The following is a 22260-nucleotide window of genomic DNA, read 5'->3' as shown; positions in this document are numbered from 1 at the left end:
AAATTGACATTTTTAGCCAATTGTATACATGTCGGGAAATTCCGTGGGATAACCCGAATAAAAACACGAAAACTGGGGGTTATAGAATCGCCAGTTTTCGTTTTGTGAATCAACAGTATAGCCATTTTGCAGAGGGCTCTCGTATTTTATACATAACCAAAAGAACTTCCAAAGCCACCGTTGTAAGTGGTCCTTGGAAGTTCTTTTTTTAGCGAAAACGGTTGGTTCTACGAGTTTGAAAGCGATTGGGTACTTCATTACGGACAGCTACCCCTGTGGTGCGTTCCTGCACCGCTTGTTTGGTGTTCTCACGAGAGATACTGAGCATAATGCCCATGGAAAACATCATGACAAGTAGGGAGGAGCCACCAAAGCTGATAAATGGAAGCGTTACGCCAGTGATTGGAATCGTTTGGGTTACACCGCCGATATTAATGAAGGCCTGAATGGCGATCAAACCCATGATGCCGGTGCCTACCAACGTTCCGAACGGATCATGGCAACGAAGAGCAATGATCATGCCTCGCCAAATGAAATACAAATATAGCATCAGGAATATGGCTGTTCCGATAAATCCGAATTCTTCACCGATTACGGAAAAGATAAAATCATTAAATGAATTAGGAAGATAGTGAAGCTTGATAATACCTTTACCAAAGCCTGACCCGTTTAAGCCGCCTTCACCTATTGCTTGCAAGGACTGTACCAGATTGTATCCCGTTCCTTGTCTATATTTCTCGGGATTAAGAAAGGCTTGAAAGCGCCCGATTTTATAATCTTGCTGGGCAGCAGCTTGTCCATCTGTGGTTCCAGAATCTCCTCCAAACAACGACCCAATACCAAATACGATGGAAGCGCCTAGCACGAGCAGAACAATGGATGCTGTAATATGCTTGACACTGGCTCCCCCGGCATAAATAATCAGACCACTGGTGGCAACCAAAATGAAGCAGGAGCCTAAATCAGGTTGAAGCATGATGAGTCCTGCAACACAGCCTACAATGACTGTTACAGGTATGTAGCCAGTCCGCAGATCTCTAAAGCGATCTCCTTTTTTGACGATCAGTGCGGATAAGTAAAGGATGATGGAAATTTTCGCAAGCTCCGTTGGCTGGAAGCCAACACTACCAAACCTGAGCCAGCTTTTTGCGCCGTTAAGTGAGCCTGTAAAAAGAACGATGATTAGCAGTAATATAGTTATGAAAAATAAAGGTACAAAAAGCTTTTTATATTTTTCCATCTTAATATTCATAGCTACCAACATAATAAAAAGTCCAAGTACAGCAAATGCAGATTGGCGCTTCACAAAATATAAAGAGTCAAAATTGTATTCTTTATTCAGCAGAGCTACGCTGGAGCTGGAGCTAAATACCATAATTACACCGAATCCAACCAGTAACAAAGTGAGGATCAGCAATTGGAAATCCGGTGTGCCTCTTCTTCGAGTCTCCGGCTTCGTATTTCTCATATCAGCTTCCCCCGGTATTCGCCACAAGGTATATTCCTCGCAGACGGTTATCATTTTATCGTTTATCCATTTTATCATATTATGTTTGATGGGCTTCTGCAAGCTCCCTGGAGCAACAGATATCGCAACAATTCCATATCTGCTACAATAGGATAAAAATGAAGACTTGAGAGCAGCGGTGCATACGTGGTGACGCTGCATGATTAATCGGGAACTTGCCCGATGCTTTAAAAGGAGAGGTGGAGCAGAATGACACAACATGTGATAGACGAGACCTGGTTTGATCGTTTGCAAGAAAACATGGTGGAATGGCGTAGACATTTACATAAGAATCCCGAAATTTCCTTTCAAGAAAGCAAAACCGCAGCTTTTGTAGCGGATAAGTTGGAGAGTTGGGGAATCGAGATTCGCCGTCAGGTAGGGGGACACGGTGTTGTAGGTACCATTCGTGGTGCTAAACCTGGGCCTGTCGTCTTACTGCGTGCCGATATGGATGCTCTTCCTATTCAGGATGAAAAGGAATGTGAATATCGCTCCAGCGTGGACGGAGCCATGCATGCTTGCGGCCATGACGGACATACATCCGCGTTGCTTGGAACGGCTTACTATTTTAGTCTGAACCGGGACGAGCTGCAAGGAGAAATTCGGTTGTTGTTCCAACCTGCGGAGGAATTGCTGCCTGGCGGAGCGGTCAGTGTGATAAAGGATGGTGTATTGGAAGGTGTGGATGTCATTTATGGCATCCATTTATGGACACCTTTTCCGGTCGGGACGGCCGCGAGTTGCGCAGGGCCGCTGATGGCGGCGGCAGACGATTTTTATATTGAAATCACAGGTAAGGGTGGGCATGGTGGCATGCCTCAGTCCACTAATGATAGTGTCGTGGCGGGTTCAGCTCTTGTTATGCAACTGCAAAGTATCGTAAGCCGTTCAGTCGACCCTTTGCGACCTGCTGTGCTGACGGTGGGAACCATCCAAGGGGGCTCTGCGCAAAATGTGATCGCAGAAACGTGTCGCTTGAGTGGGACGATTCGTACGTTTGATGAGGAGACACGAACGGTAATGAAGGAGCGACTGCATGAGGTGACAGAGCTTACAGCCGCAACATACGGTACAACAGCACAGGTTCGCTATATTATGGGATACCCACCAGTTGTCAATGACGCACATGAAGCACATCGTTTCTTTAATGAAGCAAAATCTGTTTTTGGGGAGGAGAATGTACAGGAAGCGTCGAAGCTGATGCCTGCTGAAGATTTTGCGTATTATTTGGAACGTGTGCCAGGTTGCTTCATGTTCGTAGGAGCGGGTAACCCAGTTAAAGGAGCGGTTTATCCACACCATCATCCGAAATTTGATTTTGATGAGGATGCTATGATTAACGCGGTTCGTTTGTTTATTGCGATGTCTACGGGATACGCTGCGGAACGAAAGGCAGGGGCAATTAAGGGCTAAAATGAGTTGAATTGGGAACGGTTCAATCTGGAGTATGAGCTGAATGAAATGGGGTACCCTACTCTTGAAAAGGAGGGAGTACCCATGAAAAAAGTTCAGGAAGTTATGACTAAAAAATGCGTAACGGTTACCCCGCAGGACAATATTTATGAAATTGCGGTCAAAATGAAGGACAATGATACTGGTTTTATTCCGGTTGTGGAAAGCGAAGGCAGTGATAAGTTGATCGGTGTAGTAACGGACCGTGATCTTGTCGTTCGCGGCTATGCGGCTAAAAATTCGGGTTCGGGTTCGGTCGATACGGTTATGACGACAGGTATTCGTACAGCTAGTGCGGACATGTCGGTGGACCAAGCAGCTGAGCTGATGGCAGAGCAGCAAATCCGTCGTTTGCCCGTGACGGAAGGAGACCGTCTGATCGGGATTGTCTCGATCGGGGATTTGGCTGTTCGTAATATTTTTGCAGACAACGCTGGAGAGGCGCTTAGTCATATTTCCGAGCAGGTCCACTAGAAGAATAATTAAGGTAGGCATTGGTTTGGGGAGGTCTTTTACCCCGAGCTTCTAATCAGGAGTTCAACCCGAATATGGGTTGAACTCCTTGCTGTTCTGGTTGATATGCGAATAAACGGATAAGCTATTTATTATATAACTTAAAATGATGTATGGTTAGATTATCAGGAGGTAGTTATGAATCCAGAACATCCTTGTATTGTACAACGTGATTTTACCGTTCTGCTGGAAATGGGCTTGCCCGGTTCAGAACGGGCTCGTTCACAGTTGCAGATTTATGCGGAGCTGGTTAAAAGCCCGTCCGCTTTTCATACATATCACCTCACCCCACTGTCTTTGTGGAACGCAGCTGCCCTCGGATGGAGTGCTGAGGACATTCAAAATAGTTTGAACTCCATGTCCCGTTGGGATATTCCACGTGATTTGTTGAAGGATATTGAACAGCTCGTTTCTCGTTATGGGACGTTGACGCTTTCAAGGGAGGGTACGGAAGAAGAGCGAACTTATAGCACAGATACGATTGGCGCATACCGTGCTGAACATGAGCCAGACGGAGGTATAAAGACAGGGAAAGCCAACAGCTATACAATAGGTGATCGCTTGATCTTGGGAGCAGAGACCCCCGCTTTACTGGATGAGCTACTGACCAAGCAAGAGCTAAAACAGCTTGGTTTACTTCGCGTTGACGAGGTAAGCGCATCGGTCCCGCCCGAAAATCGGGGCTTGCTCAAGCAGGAATTAACGCGCTTGGGATATCCCGTTGTGGATACGGCAGGCTATCTTGAAGGGAATCAGCTTAGTTTTACCTTGGGAAAGGGACAAACGAAGTTGCAGCTTCGTGATTATCAAGTAAAGGCCGCTGATGCGTTTGAAGGAGCGGACGGCTTAGGGGGTAGTGGTGTACTGGTGCTTCCATGCGGAGCCGGAAAAACAGTGATAGGTATGGCGGTAATGAATCGGTTTCAGTGCGAGGTGCTTATTCTAACATCTAATACTACTTCTGTACGGCAATGGATAGAAGAGTTAAAGCAAAAGACGGATATTCCTGCTGATTCCATCGGGGAATATAGTGGCCAGAAAAAAGAGGTGAGACCAATTACGGTGGCAACCTACCAAATTTTGACACACCGTCGTACCAAAGATGGGGATTTTGAGCATATGAAACTGCTAAGTGAGCGGAAGTGGGGACTCATTATATATGATGAGGTTCATTTGCTGCCCGCGCCAGTATTTCGGGCGACGGCTGACATTCAGGCTACTCGCCGTTTGGGGTTAACAGCCACGCTGGTTCGCGAGGATGGTTGTGAACGAGATGTGTTTTCTTTAATTGGACCCAAACGGTATGATATGCCGTGGAAGGAACTGGAGCGGCAGGGCTGGATCGCTCAGGTCGATTGTGTGGAGCTACGGCTTCCAATGACAGCTGAACTCTTGGAGCGCAGTATGCGTGCGGAGGGCAGACAGCAGTACCGAATTGCAGCCGAAAATCCGGTCAAACTGGAGGCGGTGCGTAGCCTGATGCAGCAACACAGCGGCTTGCCCACGCTTATTATTGGTCAATATTTGGACCAATTGCGTATATTGGCTCAGGAGCTGAGCGTCCCACTGATTACGGGTTCAATGAGCCAGACCGAGCGGGTGCGTTGGTTCGATGCGTTCCGGAAGGGTACAATTCAGACCCTATTGGTGTCCAAGGTTGCAAACTTTGCGGTGGATTTGCCAGATGCGGCAGTAGCCATAGAGGTATCGGGTAGCTTTGGCTCTCGCCAGGAAGAAGCGCAGCGACTGGGCCGTATTTTGCGACCAAAGTCGGGCGAGAATAAAGCTTATTTTTATGCGCTAGTGACGGAGAATAGCAAGGAGACGGATTTTGCAGCTCGTCGTCAGCTGTTTCTGATCGAGCAAGGCTATGAATATGCGGTTCGCAGATTTAGTGTGACAGAGGCTAACGGAGGCCGGAATGCTAAGCCTGATCGTGGGAAGAAAAAGGAGGCCTAATTAAGAATGGGCGTAACGAACACGCAAGACAGCTGGAATGAGCTTTCATCGGATGAGCTACTGGTGCTTAGACGATGCTTTATCTGGTACGCGGGACAGCCCATGAAGGAAGAAGAACCTATACATCTTACCCGGGGAGTGTTAAGCGGAGTCGAAACGAAACTGGCACTACGTGGATTACGTGCCCGAGGCTGGCTGGAGGCTGTTACCAAATCGTGGGGCGAACGAATTTTATATATTCCGGTTCATCGGCTACCTGATCTGTACGATATGTTGTTAGAGCAAAATCCAATGAACATGATGCAATCAGATCATCCGATAACGGTACATGAATCAATGACAGGCCTGGAGTCGGAATTGCTGCATGCGTTGTCACGTATTGCGGTACAAGGTGTCCCTTTGACGGCCAAAGGAACCATACATAAGCGATCATTGCAAAAATTGAATGAACTGACCCCCTTTCGCCCAGATGGCCTGATGGGTCTTGGGTTGCATTATGCGCATGCAGAGCTGTATCCAGTGCAAACGGTGGTAATGATGGATTTGCTACTCAGTTTGGGGCTGTTAGTGAAAGAAACTGTATCTTTTCGCATTCAGGAAACGGAACTGGCGACTTGGATTCGTTTGTCTGCTTGGCAAATGCGCAAGCATATTTTTGCTACACTCATGGAAAGATACGGCAAGGCCGAAGCGTCTATGCAGCATTTTCGCTATATGCTGTGTGCCGTCTCCCAGTATGTAGGAACAGAAGGGTGGATATCTATCAAGTTTCTGCTGCAATGGATGCTTCAGGTAGGCCTAATCCAACATGAGAGTACGAGCAGAGCGGATTCCAAGAATGGTGCCCTTTTAGACCTTGTTCCTACAATCTCAAATCCGGAAGGGTTTGCGGGAGAAACGGTATCTGATTTTAATTTCAATGAACCTTTCATGGAGGAATTGAAGGGTTGGCTTAAGGCCCTGACTGCTTTTGGAATGGGTGATTGGGGCCAGACTGTATCGGGTGAACTGTGTTTTCGCTGGAATGTATCTGTGATAGAAATGCTTCGTCCCAATAATTACGAGGATACACATCAAGAGCAAGGTGCTTTTTATGTACAACCTGATTTTGAAATATTGGTTCCACCAGATGTGGCATATGATGTGCGCTGGCGACTGGAATGCTGCTGTGAACGTGTGACAGGAGATCGGATGGTAGTATACCGGATCACCAGAGAAAGTGTTACAGAGGCAATCGAGTTAGGGATGGAAGCCCAAGCAATTCCTGCTCTTCTGGGTAAATACAGCCGAACAGGTGTGCCTGATCATGTACGTATGACGGTAGAACAGTGGGCAGGTGATGTCGGACGGACCGCTTTTGCAAAGGTAACACTTTTGCGATGTGGCACACAGGAGGATGCAGACATAGTTGCAAGGCATCCCGCGCTGGAAGGATTACTGGAACGGCTGGGCGATAGGGACTTTATTATTCCGGCAAGCTCTGCTGTCAAAATACGAAAAACGCTTGCTGCAATTGGATTAGGTCCACGTCGTGAACCGGAAGGTGTGGACGAGCCAACTCATCATTACCCATTGATTTCGGAAACAGAGAACATAAGTTCAGGCAGTCCCAACAGTGAAATGGAGTCCGACCCGATTCAGGCCCGTCCTATCTTTTCCCAAGAGGGAAGAGCAGGTTTGGTTTATACAGGGCGCACGCTGCATTTTTACGAACAAGAGCACATGTTGCCTGATCCGTCTGACTATTTTCCGGAAAGATCTACAGTCCCCTCCTCATGGACAAAAGAATGGAGGAGTTACCATACTTCCACTGCCCGGCAGTTGATCGAGCAAGCGATACGTTGGCAGGCCGCTGTGGGACTGCGAATCGGTGGGAAAGAGGTTAAATGGATACCGGAGGCGGTGGTTCCCGGTGCACCATGGAGTGTCACAGGCTGGTATGCCTCAGGAATGGATGACGAAACACCTTCTCCTGCGACTTTACAGCCAAGTGAATGGTCAGACATGCGGCTGCTGGTTCCTTTTACATAGTAGAGCCAGGAAGTGCATGAAACTCCTTCTTCTCAAAAGAAGGATGTGGTATGATAAATGAGTCTACTTTTACTGGGTAGAACTTTATATAAAGTGAGATGAACATTCATGAGCGTAGCCGAATTGAATACGGTCAATATGGCAGAAGTGCTTATTAACGCCTATGAATTGGGCGATATGGTCAACCGATCCTTTGAGGTATCGGATTATTTATATTGGAAACAGCGTGTGGAATTGAATCCGTCTATTCAGGCGTGTGTACGCAAGCTGGATGCCAAAAAGGAGCTATTCGCGGAAACGGAGCGTTTTGGGCATTTTCATCCGAACTATCATGAAGCGAAGGATGCAGTGCAGGTCGTTGAGCTGGAACTGGAACAATTCGTGGATGTTAAGGAGTTCAAACGAGCCGAAAAGGCGCTGGATGATATGCTTCATGCCATGTCTGAAACGATTGCATATTCCGTATCCGAGACCATTAAGGTGCCGAGCAATGATCCGAATGTGAAAAAGGGCGGATGTGGCAGCGGAGGGAAATGCTCCTGTGGATAGGTCATAGGAATGATACCGAGTGGAGGGGAGATGAAGCGAATGTTTGCCGAGCGGACAGGGTACATCATTTGGGTAAGCGATATCAAGGCTGCCCGCAATCTGGAGAAATACGGAAATGTCCACTTTATTTCAAAGCGTATGCATTATGTAGTTATATATATGAATGCGGATCGGGCAGAAGACACCGTTAAAAATATTCGCAGACTTTCCTATGTGCGTAAGGTCGAGCGCTCTTTTCGAAATGAGATTAGGACGGAGTACAACGACGATAAGGAAAAGATGAAAGAATATGAAATATAAGTTTCTAATATCTATAAATTGTAAAATATTTTTAAAAGGTCAGCCTGCGGGCTGGCTTTTTTTTGTAAAGTCAGGACTTTTGCATAATGGTCTTAATGCTGTTAGACCTAAAAAATCTTTAAAAACCGCCTATAAACTTCAATTTTGTAACTTGTAGTCCCGGGTCTGTTGAGGTAACATATGAATATATTGGTAGATATAAAGACCTATCTGGTGGGGAGAGTGATCCCGTGCGTGACAAAGCAATGCAGCGATGGAGTACATACGAACCGTTCTACGTGGAGATGGGCGATAAAAAAGTCGCCGATATCGTGATTACAAATCATGCGAAAACTCGCTACTTAGATCGGATAGAGCAGAAACAGTCCGAGACGAATCATATCGCCGCCTGGCTTTGGGAATGCCTGAAGCAAAACAGGATGGAGTCCTACTATCATAACGAAGAGGATGTATATTTAATTGATGGTGATCTGGTCGTCGTGGCCGAATTTGGAGAGTTGCCCGGCGAGATGGATATTGCGGGGAATCCGCTTCACAAGATGATTGTCATTACCTTTTTGGGTCGAATGTCGGAGACCATTGAATTAAGGGATTTGAAGTCATACTATTCATGGCTACGCCATTCGCGACGCATGACACTGATGAAAAGCACTCGTAAGCAAAAATAGACGGTGATTGGGCGGTCGGCTCTAGATGAAAAAATCTCCCAACTTATGATTACCGTCAATTTTGAGTAGAAAGTATGCAGTTATCAGCTGCATGCTTTTTTTATTTCCAGCAATAAAACTCCCCTAATTCAGTAAGTTTACTTGGAAATGCTTCGACAGATGTTTTTCTTATGGTAAAATAGAGAGATCAGAGGGGAGAGTGCTGTCAGTATGAACTTTCATCAGTTGCACATTTTTTATACCGTAGCGGAGCGTGGGAGCTTTTCGGCGGCGGCACAAGCGCTGCATATGACACAACCTGCGGTGACGATGCAAATTCAGTCTTTGGAAGATTATTTCGGCACGAAGCTGCTGCAACGTTCGACTAAAAAAATCGAGCTTTCAGAGGCGGGAGCGACACTACTACCTTTTGCGAAAAAAAGCATGCAACTGATTAGGGAAGCTGACGAGGCGATGTCTGCTTTTACTCACATGCTGGAGGGAAGATTGCATATTGGGGCCAGCCTAACGATTGGTGAGTATATTGTACCAAGAATGTTGGGGCCGTTTGGCCAGGAATACCCTCATATACGCATGGCAATGAATGTGATGAATACGACTCAAATTATGGATGATATACTAAAACATCAGTTGAATTTAGGACTGATTGAGGCCCCAGTCCAGCATCCGGATATCGTGGTAGAACCTGTAATGCAGGACGAACTGAAACTGATTGTGCCTTCAGGACATGCGCTAGCCAAGGCTAAAAAAGTGGTTCTGGAAGATGTGTTTAAGCATCCCTTTGTAGCCAGAGAAAAGGGATCTGGTACACGTCAAGTGATAGAAAATGAGCTGAAAAGTCATGGTGTGGATGCCTCTCGACTTGGGATTGTAATGGAGATGGGGAGCACTGGAGCGGTTAAATCGGCGGTGGAGGCTGGACTGGGAATTACCATGCTATCACCTTCTTCGGTGAAGCATGAAGTTGCACTCGGTTTGTTGAAAATTGTGAACATTTCAGATATCACGTTCAAACGAGAATTTTATGCAATTCATTTGAAGTCGGCGTTGTTGCCGATTCCGGTAGTCACCTTCCTGTCTTACTTGCGTCGTCATGATCAGGGAGCGGACGTGCTGAGGGACTCGCAGGACGAGCTGGCAAAGGTGAAAGAGAAGGAGGATATATAATGAGGGAGCAGATTAATGTAAAACGATATGATTTACATACACACACCCAAGCATCTGACGGCATGCAGCCACCCGCAGATAATGTGCGCTGGGCCAAGGAAAAAGGACTGGCAGGTGTGGCCATTACAGATCATGATACGGTAGCTGGTCTGGAGGAAGCTCTGAAGGAAGGAAAACGCATAGGAATTACCGTGGTGCCAGGAGTGGAAATTAGTACTCGAGCTGGCGGTAAGGATATTCATATACTCGGTTATTTTATGGATTACCGCAATAAAGTGTTTTTGGAGCGGTTGGAAAAGCTTCGCCAGGCGCGGGATACCCGTAATGATTTGATTTTGAGTCAATTGCGTAGTCTGGGCGTGGAAATCACACTGGATGAAGTGGTGGCTACGATGGGCAGACCGCTGGCACCAGATGAAAGCATTGGACGTCCACATATGGCAGATACGCTGGTTCAAAAGGGATATGCGAAGGATATGCGGGATGCGTTTGACCGTTACTTGGCGGAAGGAGCACCCGGATATGTGTCTGTACCCCGTGTAGAGCCTGCGGAGGCCATAAACTGGATTCGTGAAGCAGGAGGGGTTCCTGTGGTGGCTCACCCTGGCTTATACGGAAATGATGAGCTGGTTCGCTCTATTATAGAGGAGGCGAAGCCTGTGGGCTTGGAGGTGCGACATTCGGACCATGATGCTGAGGCTGAGAGCCGATATACTGCGATGGCGGCACAATATGGGCTCATTGCAACTGGCGGCTCGGATTTTCACGGTGCACGCCAAGGTGTTATTTTCCACGGTGATCTGGGTAGCCGTAGTGTGGAAGATCAGGTTGTCGAGGAATTGAGGAAGGCTGCTGTTGGACAAAAGTAAATAAAAAGCCCCTTGCCTAATGCATGGAACACAAGAAGTGTATCGTGCAAAGAACAAAGGGCTTTTTTTGTGGATTCAATAGGCCGGTGGGACTTAGCCGTTTTTGATGCGATTCGGCAGCTTTTTGACCAGTTCCTCATCGGGTGTAATGAAGAGCGTACGCTGATGGTCGTAGATGACAAAGCCGGGCTTGGCTCCGCTGGGCTTACGTACATGCCGAATCAGGGTGGCGTCCACAGGCACACTGCTGGACTGCTTGGCCTGGCTAAAGTAGGCGGCGAGTTGAGCTGCTTCCTCCAGCGTCGTATCCCCGAATTGCTCAGCACGAATAACGACGTGTGACCCCGGAATATCCTTTGTGTGCAGCCAGGTGTCATTTGGTCCGGCCAGTCGATTTGTCACATATTCATTTTGCAAGTTGTTTTTGCCGACCAGTAACTCGATACCTTCGGATGATGTATAGACGTGCAGGGTTGGACGGTCGTTTTTCTTCTTTTTCTTTCCTTTTTTGACCCGATCTCTGAGATAGCCCTGCTGAACCAGTTCTTCACGTATTTCCTCAATGTCATTCATAGAGGCGTGGGCTAGCTGCTGAAGAAGATTGTCCATATAACGGATTTCTTCGTGCGTTTTCTCCAGTTGTTCGTCAATGACAGCCAAGCTGTTTTTATATTTGTTGTATTTTTTAAAATACCGTTGTGCATTATCCGATGGGTTGAGTAGCGGGTCCAGTGGGATGGTCATTGGACGCTGTTCCTCATCATAAAAGTTGGTGAGCGTCACTTCTTTGTCCCCTTTTTTCACCTCATGCAGCGAAGCGAATAGCAGCTCTCCATAAACGCGAAATTGATCCGCATCTTCCGCCTCGGCCAAATCCTGATGGAGATAGTCGAGTTTTTTTACGTTTTTACTCCGCTCGTTTTGTAGAAACCGCAGTAGGTCACTGACCTTTTGCTTAACTGTATCCCGTTCTGCTTTTTCACCGAAGAAGTCCTCCATACACTCACTGATAGTAGCGTACTCCTTACGTTCTTCTTGGATCAACGTCAGTGGAATGGCTGAGAATATCACTTTATCTTGTGCGTTTAGTCCAGATACTGGCTGAAAACGATGATTCCGCACGTCATCCATGATGTGACTGAATGTACTCCATAGTGAACGATCACTATCACCAGATACTTCATTAGTTACTCGAGTTAGTATCTCTTCAGCAATGAGGGGACTGAGTCCAGTAAAAGTGTTCACGATCCAGCGTTTGGGAGCTTCTTCGGCCTCGATCGCTGTTTGATACGAGTATACGAAGGCTGCCTCTTCTGTTTCTAGGGGATTCAGCTTGTTTTGTGCAGGAGGTTCCGTGTATTGAAAGCCGGGCATAATGACCCGATAGCTGCTGATAGACGGTGTGACATGATGAATGCCATCCAGCATCACGCCTGTTTCCGGGTCAAGCAAAATAATGTTGCTGTGTCTACCCATCAGTTCAATGATAATTCGTTTGAGTGAAATATCTCCCAGTTCATCACGTTGACGAATATCCATGTGAATAATACGCTCCATGCCCACCTGCGTGATTTTCTCAATAACGCCCCCTTCGCAATGCTTGCGAAGGAGCATACAAAACATAGGGGCTTCTGTCGGATTAAGAAAGCTTTGTTCTGTAAAGTGTACACGCGGGAAGGTCGGATTAGCCGACAGCAGCAGCTTTACGCTTCCGCCTTGTGCCCGCAGATTCAGCACGATATCGCGATCATTTGGCTGATGTATTTTATTAATGCGCCCGCCCCGGATGCCTTGCAGTTCGTGTACGATAGCGCGGGTTACGATTCCGTCCAATGCCATAATTATGTTCTCCTTTGAAGCAAATGTATTTTTGCCTTCCTTCTATGATACATAACTTTGGGACAAAACTTAAGCGGCTTTGTGATATTTCTGGTCCTGTCCGAATAGATTGAATCTAGAAAGTCTGTCCAGCTTATCAGCAATCGCGGCACAAAAATATAATAACGGGCAGCCATCCTACGCACAACCGACGGAAACGGACTATCTGACCGGGAGGGAATTGGGGAGAATGGAACAAGCACACTGGCACCAATTAAGCAATGAACAGCTTTCAACAAGTCTGGAAGTCGACCCGAAGCAGGGTCTTTCGGAGGAACAGCTTGCGGAACGAAGAGAAAGGTCAGGATGGAATGAGCTGAGCGAGGGGAAGCGAGTTTCGGCAATCTTGCTGCTGCTCAATCAGTTCAAGGATTTTATGATGCTTGTATTGATGGGAGCGACCCTGATATCCGGACTGCTTGGCGAATATTTGGACGCGATTACCATTATTGCTATTGTTGTACTGAATGGAATTCTCGGCTTTGTACAAGAATTCAGAGCTGAGCGTTCATTGCGAGCTTTGAGACAACTGTCGGCCCCAACCGCCAAAGTGTTGCGGGGCGGCAAACGAATTCAAGTTCAGGCCAGAGAACTGGTGCCGGGTGATATTGTGCTGCTGGAAAGTGGTGATCGCATTCCCGCAGATGTAAGGTGGTTGAGTACGAATGGCTGTGATGTAGAGGAGTCCGCCCTGACAGGTGAATCGGTTCCGGTGAGTAAGCATTGCCGCCCTATTCATGCCGCCGAAGTACCACTCGGGGATCAAAAAAACATCGGTTTTATGGGCACGATGATGACTAGAGGAACCGCACAAGGAATGGTTATACGTACCGGTATGAGTACCGAAATGGGTAAGATCGCAGACTTGATTGAAAATACGGAGTCGCAGGAGACACCGTTGCAGCACAGATTGGAGCAATTGGGCAAAATTTTGATTATCGTAGCGTTGGCGCTAACGGTGCTCGTTGTCGTAGCAGGCATTTTACATGGACAGCCAGCCATGAGCATGTTCTTGGCTGGAGTGAGTTTGGCTGTGGCGGCTATACCGGAAGGGTTGCCAGCTATTGTGACGATTGCGCTCGCATTGGGTGTGCAGCGTATGATTAAACGAAAGGCGATTGTACGTAAGCTGCCTTCTGTTGAAACGCTCGGCTGTGCATCTGTCATTTGTTCCGACAAAACGGGTACTCTGACCCAAAATAAAATGACAGTCACCAAGCTGTGGCTGGACGGTCGTTTCTGGGGAGTTACGGGAGAGGGCTATGACCCACACGGGCATATTATGGATAGAGACCTTCCTGCCGATCTTAAAAACGGACAATCTCTGCGTAGACTGCTGCAAGCCAGTGTGCTTTGCAACAATGCGGAAATTGTTCAAGCCGATACAGAGGAGCTACGTTCGAAAAAGAAAACCAAAGAGCCGACGCCGTCCGCCGTTTGGGAACTGAAGGGTGATCCGACGGAAGGAGCGCTGATCACGTTAGCTGCCAAGGGCGGAGTCACGCGACAAGGGCTATATGAGCTGTACACAAGGGAGCGAGAATTTCCCTTTGACTCGGATCGGAAGCGAATGTCGGTACTCGTACGCCACCAGGGAGGACACATTGTCTTTGCCAAAGGTGCCCCGGATGTACTGCTGGGTCAGTGTTCCTATATTTTATGGGAAGGAAATGTCGTTCCGTTAACGGGTACGCTGCGCCAAAAGGTACTGGCGGCTAACGAAGGAATGGCCTCGGAGGCGCTACGTGTACTTGGTGTCGCTTACCGTGATATCCGCTCGCATGAGCGTGTCTCCACGGTTGAGGAGGCTGAAGCACAGCTGATCTTTATTGGGCTGACAGGCATGATTGATCCGCCACGTCGTGAGGTTCGCGAAGCCATTGGCAAGTGCCGTCGTGCTGGCATTCGCACTGTGATGATTACCGGAGATCACGGTACAACTGCAGAGGCCATTGCACAGCAGCTGGGCATTCTTCAGCGCGGATCCCATGTGTTGACAGGGCAGGAATTGTCTGCGATGGATGATGCGGCGCTGGACAAAGCCGTTGATACCGTCTCTGTGTATGCACGAGTTTCGCCGGAGCACAAGCTACGGATCGTTAAGTCGCTGCAAAGACGCGGACATGTCGTAGCCATGACCGGAGATGGTGTCAATGACGCTCCAGCGATAAAGGCGTCGGACATCGGTATTGCCATGGGCATTACGGGGACGGACGTGACCAAAGAAGCGGCTGCGCTTGTTCTGAGTGATGATAATTTCTCAACCATTGTAGCCGCAATTGAGGAAGGACGGAATATTTACGAGAATATCCGTAAATTTATCCGTTATCTACTCGCCTCCAATGTTGGTGAGATTTTGACGATGTTTTTTGCCATGATGGCCGGGCTGCCATTACCTTTGTTACCGATCCAGATTTTATGGGTGAATCTGGTGACAGATGGCCTACCAGCGATGGCTCTGGGGGTGGACCAGCCAGAAAAGGATCTTATGGAGCACAAACCTCGTGGCGCAAAGGAAAATATTTTTGCTCGTCGATTGGGCTGGAAAATCATTAGTCGTGGCTTGTTGATTGGTTTATGTACGCTAGCGGCCTTCTGGTTGACATTACGTATTGCACCGGATGACGCAGGACAATTGATCAAAGCACAGTCCGTTGCCTTTGCTACGCTAGTCTTGGCACAGTTAATTCATGTATTTGATTGCCGCAGTTCCCGTTCTATTTTCCATCGTAATCCGTTTCAAAATAGTTATCTCGTGCTTGCCGTGCTCTCCTCCGTAGTGCTAATGCTGGTGGTTATGTACGTGCCTGTGCTGCAACCTATTTTCAAAACGGTACCGCTTGGATTGCGTGAGTGGGCGCTATCCATTGTGGCAGCCGGGATTCCTACGTTTCTTATGGGAGCGGGAAGTGTATGGGGCGGTCGACGCAACCGTCGTCGCGGCGGAAATACACACTTTTCAGCAGGACGTACGAAGTTTTCAGCCTAGTAATCGGGTCATGCATACCGCATCGCTTTCCCACTATTGCCCTGTATGATATCATGGGATCAAAGCTTCATGAGGAACATGATATCAGCAGCAACGGCGGAGGTAAGCTATGGAATTCACAAAAATGAACGGTCTAGGTAATGATTTTATCGTTTGGTTTGGGCATCAGGATTTGCCGTCTGACGCCTCGAAATTAGCTGTTCGGCTATGTGATCGACATTTTGGTGTTGGCGCCGATGGGTTGGTATATATATTGCCGTCAGAGAAAGCGGATTTCTGCATGCGCATCATTAACTCGGACGGCTCGGAGGCCGAGCAATGTGGTAATGCTATCCGTTGTGCTGCCAAGTACGTATATGACCGTAAACATATCAACCGTGAACAGATCACGATCGAGACCCTGGGTGCAGGTGTGCAGCAGGTGGAACTAACTGTAGAGAACGGACTTGTTCGTATGGTGAAGGTAGATATGGGAGAGCCGATTCTTGAGGGTTTGAAAATTCCAACTACACTAGAGCGGACTAGCGTAATTAACGAGCCTATTGAAGCTGGAGGAAGTGGTTTTCGCTTTACGGCTGTATCTATGGGGAATCCGCACTGTGTCATTTATGTGGAGGATGCGCCAAGCTTTGATCTGGAAGCCTGGGGGCCGAAGCTGGAATGCCATCCGTTGTTCCCTAAAAAAACAAATGTTGAGTTCGCCACGGTACGTAGCCGGAAGCATATAGATATGAGAGTATGGGAGAGGGGAGCCGGACCAACGCTAGCTTGTGGAACCGGAGCCTGTGCTACGCTTGTTGCTTCTGTACTAAACGGATACAGCGACCGTCACGCCATTGTAAGTCTGAAGGGCGGCGATCTGGATATCGAATGGAGCGAGGAAGATAATCACATATATATGACGGGCCCGGCTGAGATCGTGTACGAAGGTCGTCTGTTCTGAATCATGTGAATTATAAAGGTAGCGTGTAACTGGCCTATGAATCGTATAGAAGTGAGTGAAAAGAAGACCTTAGAGGTCTTCTTTTTTTGGACTTACATGCCCCTGTATACAAGGAATACGATGAAGAAGGCAATATTCTGTCTTTTTTTGGCGCCTGAACGATGTATAATATAGAAAATGAAAAAACAATAAGGAGGCCGTTCATAGTGCGGAAATTTCGTTGGATTTCAGCAGTTGCAGTCCTCATATTTGTAGCCACCGCGCTTCCGGTTCAGGCGGCGACCATTCCTGCTGCCGCGGAAACGACGGATAAGCAGGTTGGCTCGCTAACTCCGACAGTGGTAAGCCGTTTAGAAAAAGCGGTGCAAGAACTCATTGGTTCAAAGACAGCATTTCAATTTGACGATGTGACAGATATGGGGAAAACCTGGATTGTAGAGGGCGAACTGGAAGACGGAACTGCTACGTTGCAGACAGAATATAATAAAGAAAAAAACAGAGTGGATTCTACAACCATACGATATAAAATAAGCAGCTTGGGAAAGGCGATGAACGCGCCACTCAAGACGAAAGTGCTAAACAGCGCCAAAGCGTTTGACAGCAAGCGTCCTCTGCAATTTGAAGCATTTTGGCGGGTCAAATCCCCTTATCAGTCCAACAAGCCTTCAAATTACTGGGTGTTTTGGGGTGCAGGAGAACAGGCTTCCTCGTTGTATGTGGATGTGGATCGAGGTAACGCTATTACCATCAACGCGGACTATGCCCTGAAGCAGGTGGACCCTGTGTTACTGAACCGTGCAATGAACACATTTAAGCGTGTGAGTGGACAGCGAATCAAGGTACAGCACGCTTCACGGTACAAGGACGAGACGAAGGGACTTTCATACTGGTCGTTTGAGGATGCAAACGAGGCGAGTGAGGTCAAAATTAGCGCGGTAACCGGTAAAGTGCTGGCCGTATCCACCTATGGGGTAGACTGGAACGATGACGCAGATTTCAAAAAAACATTTGCAAGCCCGAAATATACTGCCTCAGAAGCTTTGAAGCTAGTCAAGCCCAAGGCTCAGATGTTGTTTAATATCAATTTGACCGGTTATAAAGTGAAAGTTCAAGGGAATCAATATACGTTCTCCAAGCAGCAAAAGGGAACGGATTCTATTGTGGCTAAAGTGAATAAAAAAGGGACTTTTTACGCTTACTCTCTCCATTCTTCCGATGGGAAAATGTAGTAGGAAATAGAAAAGATAAATTAAGCCGCTTCACTCCTGATATCATATTGTCGGGGAGTGGGGCGGCTTTTTTTGTTTTTGGCTTATGTTTGTAGTCTCTTTATGTTACATTAGTATGAAAATAAAGAGCGGGGTGGAGCAGAGGACATGAAACCGGATTTGCGTACTGTGCTGAATCGTGAAATTATTGTCGGAGACGGCGCAATGGGGACTTTTTTATACCAGCTAGGATTTCCAGTAAATACGTCTTTTGAAGAACTGAACATCACTTCGCCTGACGTTATATCAGACGTGCATGGTCAATATTTAAGTGCAGGAGCTCGATTGCTGGAGACTAATACATTTTCTGCAAATGATTATAAGTTAGCCCGGTTTGGATTGGAATCTAAGGTAGAAGAGATCAATCGTGCCGGTGTGAGAATTGCCAGAGCTGCGGCCGGACCTGAACATTATGTGGTAGGTGCGGTGGGTTCCATATGTGGGGGCAAACGGCTTAACATATCAAAGCTGGAGCTGGCAAGAAACTATGAGCAGCAAATTGATGCCCTTCTCTCCGAAGGAGTCGACGGCATTTTGTGCGAAACGTTTTATTCACTGGATGAAATACGCATTGCGCTTCACAGTGTACGTAAATACAGTGACATTCCGATAATTTGTCAGTTTGCAGTTGATCAGGTTGGTCGTACCCAGGATGGTTTTTTGGTGGCGGAAGCTTTTTCGGTGCTGCGTAATGAGGGGGCAGACATCCTTGGATTTAACTGTCACTCGGGTCCGCAGGGAATTATGAGTGTAATGGAGCAGCTGGACGGCCCTTTGTCTGTACCGCTGTCCGTATATCCGAATGCAGGACTAGCAGATTATGTGGACGGTCACTATGTATACGGTGCATCACCTGAATATTTTGGAGAATGTGCCAAATCCTTTGTAGACCTGGGGACGAGGCTGCTCGGTGGTTGCTGCGGAACTACACCGGACCATATTGCAGCTATCTCCAAAGCCTTGAACCGTTTGCAACCGCCTCCGCTGGCTTCAAAAGAAGCTTTGTCGAAAGAGTCCTTTCAAGTGGTAGAGCAGATTGCAGATGAAGAGGAACGAGGAAATGGCAGACATACCAGCGAGCCCAATATTGTGGATCTGGTTAAGGAACGACATACGGTCATTGTAGAACTGGATCCTCCGCGCGATCTGGACATTACAAGGTTTATGCAAGGTGCTCATGCATTGAAGAAAGCAGGGGCCGACGCGCTTACACTAGCTGACAATTCGCTTGCAGTCACTCGCATGAGCAACATGGCGCTTGGACATTTGGTCAGTATTGAAACAGGCTTGCGCCCATTAATTCATATAGCATGTCGTGATCGCAATCTGATTGGTACTCAATCCCACATGATGGGTTTTGACGCGCTTGGTATTGACCATGTACTGGCGGTTACTGGAGATCCGGCGCGGTTCGGTGATTTGCCAGGCGCCAGTTCGGTGTATGATATGACCTCTTTTGAAATCATACGCATGATCAAGCAATTAAATGATGGTGTCGCATTTTCCGGTAAGCCACTGAAGCAGAAAGCTAATTTTGTGGTAGGTGCCGCATTTAATCCTAATGTCAAGCATTTGGGTAAAGCCGTACAGCGGTTGGAGAAGAAGATTGCCTCCGGAGCCGATTATGTTATGACTCAGCCCGTATACGACCACGAGTTGATTGCAGCCATCGCGGAAGCGACACGACATTTGGAAGTACCGATTTTTATCGGTATTATGCCGCTGGCTAGTGGGCGCAATGCAGAATACTTGCACAATGAAGTACCGGGGATTCAGTTATCCGATGAGGTACGTGCACGTATGTCTGGTCTTGAGGGTCCGGAAGGACGAGCAATGGGCGTGTCTATTGCCAAGGAGTTACTTGATACGGCAATGGAACATTTTAATGGTATCTATTTTATGACTCCATTTATGTTCTATGAAATGACAGCTGAATTGACTTCTTACGTATGGCAAAAATCAGGCCGCATACAGGCCCCCTTGTTTCGACTATAATAATCAATTACAATAGTATAATGGATGTGATGCCGATGTCATTGAGTATGACCGGATACGGTCAAGCCATCCTTCATTATGAGGGCTATAAAGTACGCTTGGAATTGAAATCGGTGAATCACCGCTATTGCGAAGTGATGATGAGAATTCCGCGCGAATGGACTCGATACGAAGATGGCTTGAGAAGAACGGTTCAACAGCAGATTAAACGCGGTCGTATCGATGTCTTCATCCACAGGGAACGTGATGAAGAACAGATGCCCGCCGCGCGGTTGAATGACACTGTGGTGCAGGCTTACCTGCATGCAGCGGAGCAGCTGGCGGATCGTTATGGAGTGAAAGGAACGTTAGGGATAAGCGATATTCTTGCTTTGCCTGACGTTCTGGGTGTGCCTGGAGAGGCTTGCCATGGAGATGAAGAGGACTGGGAAGAGCAACTACAGCGGGCTTTGAATGAAGCTTTGCAAGGTTTATTGGAGATGAGAAGGCGAGAAGGCGGGCATTTGGCGCAAGATGTGGAATCCCGTATTTTACGTCTGGAATCTCTGCATCATGAAATGACGGTGCTGGCTCCTCATGTTGTGAGCGACTACCGTAACAGGCTGAAACACAGGCTTAAAGAGCTTCAGGACGGTTCATTTACGCTTGATGAACATAAGTTCGGAATGGAGATTGCGTTATTCGCGGATCGCAGCAATATTGACGAGGAACTTACCCGGCTTCAAAGTCACTTTGGACAGTGCAAGGGATTGCTGCTGTCAGACGAGCCGGCCGGTCGCAAATTAGATTTTTTAATCCAGGAAATGAACAGGGAAGTCAACACGATCGGCTCCAAGGCCAATCATCTCACATTGGTTAATTTGGTCGTTGAGATGAAAGCAGAGCTCGAGAAAATTCGTGAGCAGGCTGCAAATATTGAGTAGCTACCTGGTAGCGGCACGGCTGCAAGAGTCACATGTATAGGGGGAAAGACCTGAATATGGCAATCAAATTGATCAATATTGGTTTCGGCAATATCGTGTCGGCCAACCGAATTATCTCCATCGTCAGTCCGGAGTCTGCTCCGATCAAGCGGATTATACAGGAAGCCAGGGACCGTCATATGCTAATTGATGCTACCTATGGCCGCCGGACGCGGGCTGTTATTATTACAGACAGTGATCATGTAATCCTGTCTGCGGTGCAGCCGGAGACGGTCGCTCATCGCCTATCCACTAAAGATGATGACAATGACGAATAAAAATGGAGTGTACTATGGCTAAGGGATTATTATTTGTAATATCCGGACCTTCGGGTGTCGGTAAAGGGACGGTAGGCAACGCATTGCGTGAGAAGCTACCAGAGATAACATACTCCGTTTCTGCTACAACTCGAACACCTCGTTCAGGCGAACAGGATGGAGTGACCTATTTTTTTAAAACGCGTGAAGAATTTTTGGGTATGATTGAACGAGATGAAATGCTGGAGTATGCTGAGTATGTAGGGAACTATTATGGTACTCCACGTGATTTTGTAGATCAGACCCTTGCGCAGGGAAAAGATATTTTTCTGGAGATTGAAGTTCAGGGAGCGCTAAAGGTTAAAGAAAAATTTCCAGAAGGCATATTCATTTTTCTGCTTCCGCCTTCGCTAGACGAATTAAAGGATAGAATCCGGGGACGGGGCACAGAAACTCAAGCGACCATAGACCACCGTATGTCGGTAGCTGTGGATGAAATGAATTTGTTGCGTCACTATGATTATGCGGTCGTCAATGATGAGATTGATTTCGCTTGTAAACGAATAGAATCCATTATTATCGCCGAACATTGTAAGGTTCATCCTTAAACGAGGGCTTTACATATGCCAAGCGTACTTAAAGAGAAATAATACTGTATAAGCTGAGCTTGAAGGTGTACACTGGAGTTCAGCTTATACAGTCCCAAAACTACATGAAGAGGTGTCTATTCGTGCTGTATCCTTCCATTGATGAAATGATGAAAAAGGCAGATAGTAAGTATTCGTTGGTTGTAGCGGCTTCACGTCGTGCCAGACAGTTGCGCGAGGGTGAAAAGACGACTCTCAAGAATCCTAAATCCCACAAACAGGTTGGAGTGGCGTTGGAAGAGATTTACGCGGATCATCTGCGTCTTGAAAGCGGCGAAGACGAGTAAGAATTATACACAACTA

19 protein-coding genes are annotated in these 22260 nt (G+C 47.3%); 17 read left to right on the top strand and 2 right to left on the bottom strand.

Going from position 1 to position 22260, the window contains the following annotated elements; translation table 11 throughout:
- Positions 1–208: 208 nt before the first annotated feature.
- Positions 209–1468: a putative lipid II flippase FtsW gene (gene ftsW, locus MHB46_RS24920; protein ID WP_061829008.1), complete on the bottom strand. Its 1260-nt coding sequence runs from the start codon at positions 1466–1468 to the stop codon at positions 209–211.
- Between the two features lie 249 nt (positions 1469–1717).
- Here ftsW and MHB46_RS24915 point away from each other — a divergent pair, with 249 nt between their 5' ends.
- From MHB46_RS24915 to MHB46_RS24875, 9 genes are all read left to right on the top strand, one after another.
- Positions 1718–2923 carry a M20 metallopeptidase family protein gene (locus tag MHB46_RS24915; protein WP_341163842.1) on the top strand — a complete coding sequence of 402 codons (1206 nt, stop codon included), beginning with the start codon at positions 1718–1720 and terminating at the stop codon, positions 2921–2923.
- Between the two features lie 84 nt (positions 2924–3007).
- Entirely contained in the window at positions 3008–3436 is a 429-nt protein-coding gene (locus MHB46_RS24910) for a CBS domain-containing protein (protein ID WP_023989320.1), read from the top strand.
- 177 nt (positions 3437–3613) lie between these two features.
- Positions 3614–5434, top strand: coding sequence for a DNA repair helicase XPB (locus MHB46_RS24905; protein WP_341163841.1), 1821 nt, complete (start codon positions 3614–3616; stop codon positions 5432–5434).
- A 6-nt stretch (positions 5435–5440) separates the two neighbouring features.
- The gene (locus MHB46_RS24900; protein ID WP_341163840.1) at positions 5441–7465 is read left to right on the top strand and encodes a helicase-associated domain-containing protein; all 2025 of its coding nucleotides are present in this window, start codon (positions 5441–5443) and stop codon (positions 7463–7465) included.
- A gap of 108 nt (positions 7466–7573) precedes the next feature.
- Positions 7574–8014: a YlbF family regulator gene (locus tag MHB46_RS24895; protein ID WP_013310906.1), complete on the top strand. Its 441-nt coding sequence runs from the start codon at positions 7574–7576 to the stop codon at positions 8012–8014.
- A 39-nt stretch (positions 8015–8053) separates the two neighbouring features.
- Positions 8054–8314, top strand: coding sequence for a YlbG family protein (locus tag MHB46_RS24890; RefSeq protein ID WP_023989316.1), 261 nt, complete (start codon positions 8054–8056; stop codon positions 8312–8314).
- Positions 8315–8544: 230 nt separating this feature from the next.
- Positions 8545–8982, top strand: coding sequence for a hypothetical protein (locus tag MHB46_RS24885; RefSeq protein WP_023989315.1), 438 nt, complete (start codon positions 8545–8547; stop codon positions 8980–8982).
- A 210-nt stretch (positions 8983–9192) separates the two neighbouring features.
- Positions 9193–10149: a selenium metabolism-associated LysR family transcriptional regulator gene (locus MHB46_RS24880; protein WP_341163839.1), complete on the top strand. Its 957-nt coding sequence runs from the start codon at positions 9193–9195 to the stop codon at positions 10147–10149.
- A complete protein-coding gene (locus tag MHB46_RS24875) occupies positions 10149–11018 on the top strand; it encodes a PHP domain-containing protein (protein ID WP_341163838.1) in 870 nt (289 codons plus the stop codon). The genes MHB46_RS24880 and MHB46_RS24875 overlap by 1 nt, the downstream gene beginning before the upstream one ends.
- Before the next feature lie 93 nt (positions 11019–11111).
- Here MHB46_RS24875 and MHB46_RS24870 read toward each other — a convergent pair whose 3' ends face one another.
- A complete protein-coding gene (locus tag MHB46_RS24870; RefSeq protein ID WP_341163837.1) occupies positions 11112–12857 on the bottom strand; it encodes an Rqc2 family fibronectin-binding protein in 1746 nt (581 codons plus the stop codon).
- Between the two features lie 229 nt (positions 12858–13086).
- On the opposite strand from MHB46_RS24870, the gene MHB46_RS24865 reads away from it, so the two are divergent.
- The 8 genes from MHB46_RS24865 (at position 13087) to rpoZ (ending at position 22244) form a co-directional block, all read left to right on the top strand.
- Complete coding sequence (locus MHB46_RS24865; protein WP_254325341.1) at positions 13087–15885, top strand: calcium-translocating P-type ATPase, SERCA-type; 2799 nt, start codon at positions 13087–13089, stop codon at positions 15883–15885.
- Between the two features lie 109 nt (positions 15886–15994).
- Entirely contained in the window at positions 15995–16828 is an 834-nt protein-coding gene (dapF, locus tag MHB46_RS24860; protein WP_341163836.1) for a diaminopimelate epimerase, read from the top strand.
- A 206-nt stretch (positions 16829–17034) separates the two neighbouring features.
- Positions 17035–18057 (top strand): hypothetical protein, encoded by a 1023-nt coding sequence (locus tag MHB46_RS24855; RefSeq protein WP_235309504.1) that lies wholly within the window; start codon positions 17035–17037, stop codon positions 18055–18057.
- A 147-nt stretch (positions 18058–18204) separates the two neighbouring features.
- On the top strand, positions 18205–20091 hold the full coding sequence (locus MHB46_RS24850) for a bifunctional homocysteine S-methyltransferase/methylenetetrahydrofolate reductase (RefSeq protein WP_341163835.1): 1887 nt from the start codon (positions 18205–18207) through the stop codon (positions 20089–20091).
- Positions 20092–20126: 35 nt separating this feature from the next.
- Positions 20127–21014, top strand: coding sequence for a YicC/YloC family endoribonuclease (locus tag MHB46_RS24845; protein WP_341163834.1), 888 nt, complete (start codon positions 20127–20129; stop codon positions 21012–21014).
- A 56-nt stretch (positions 21015–21070) separates the two neighbouring features.
- Entirely contained in the window at positions 21071–21331 is a 261-nt protein-coding gene (remA, locus tag MHB46_RS24840) for an extracellular matrix/biofilm regulator RemA (protein ID WP_005548256.1), read from the top strand.
- 14 nt (positions 21332–21345) lie between these two features.
- Positions 21346–21918: a guanylate kinase gene (gmk, locus tag MHB46_RS24835; protein WP_061829021.1), complete on the top strand. Its 573-nt coding sequence runs from the start codon at positions 21346–21348 to the stop codon at positions 21916–21918.
- Positions 21919–22040: 122 nt separating this feature from the next.
- Positions 22041–22244, top strand: a complete 204-nt coding sequence (gene rpoZ / locus MHB46_RS24830; RefSeq protein WP_013310893.1) for a DNA-directed RNA polymerase subunit omega — start codon at positions 22041–22043, stop codon at positions 22242–22244.
- Positions 22245–22260 lie beyond the last annotated feature (16 nt).

Origin of the sequence: Paenibacillus sp. FSL H7-0703, from assembly GCF_038003485.1 — a bacterium.
In the GTDB taxonomy this organism is placed as follows: Bacteria; Bacillota; Bacilli; order Paenibacillales; family Paenibacillaceae; genus Paenibacillus; species Paenibacillus polymyxa_B.
The sequence above is the reverse complement of the archived record's forward strand: the minus strand, read 5'-3'. Positions and strand labels throughout refer to the sequence as shown.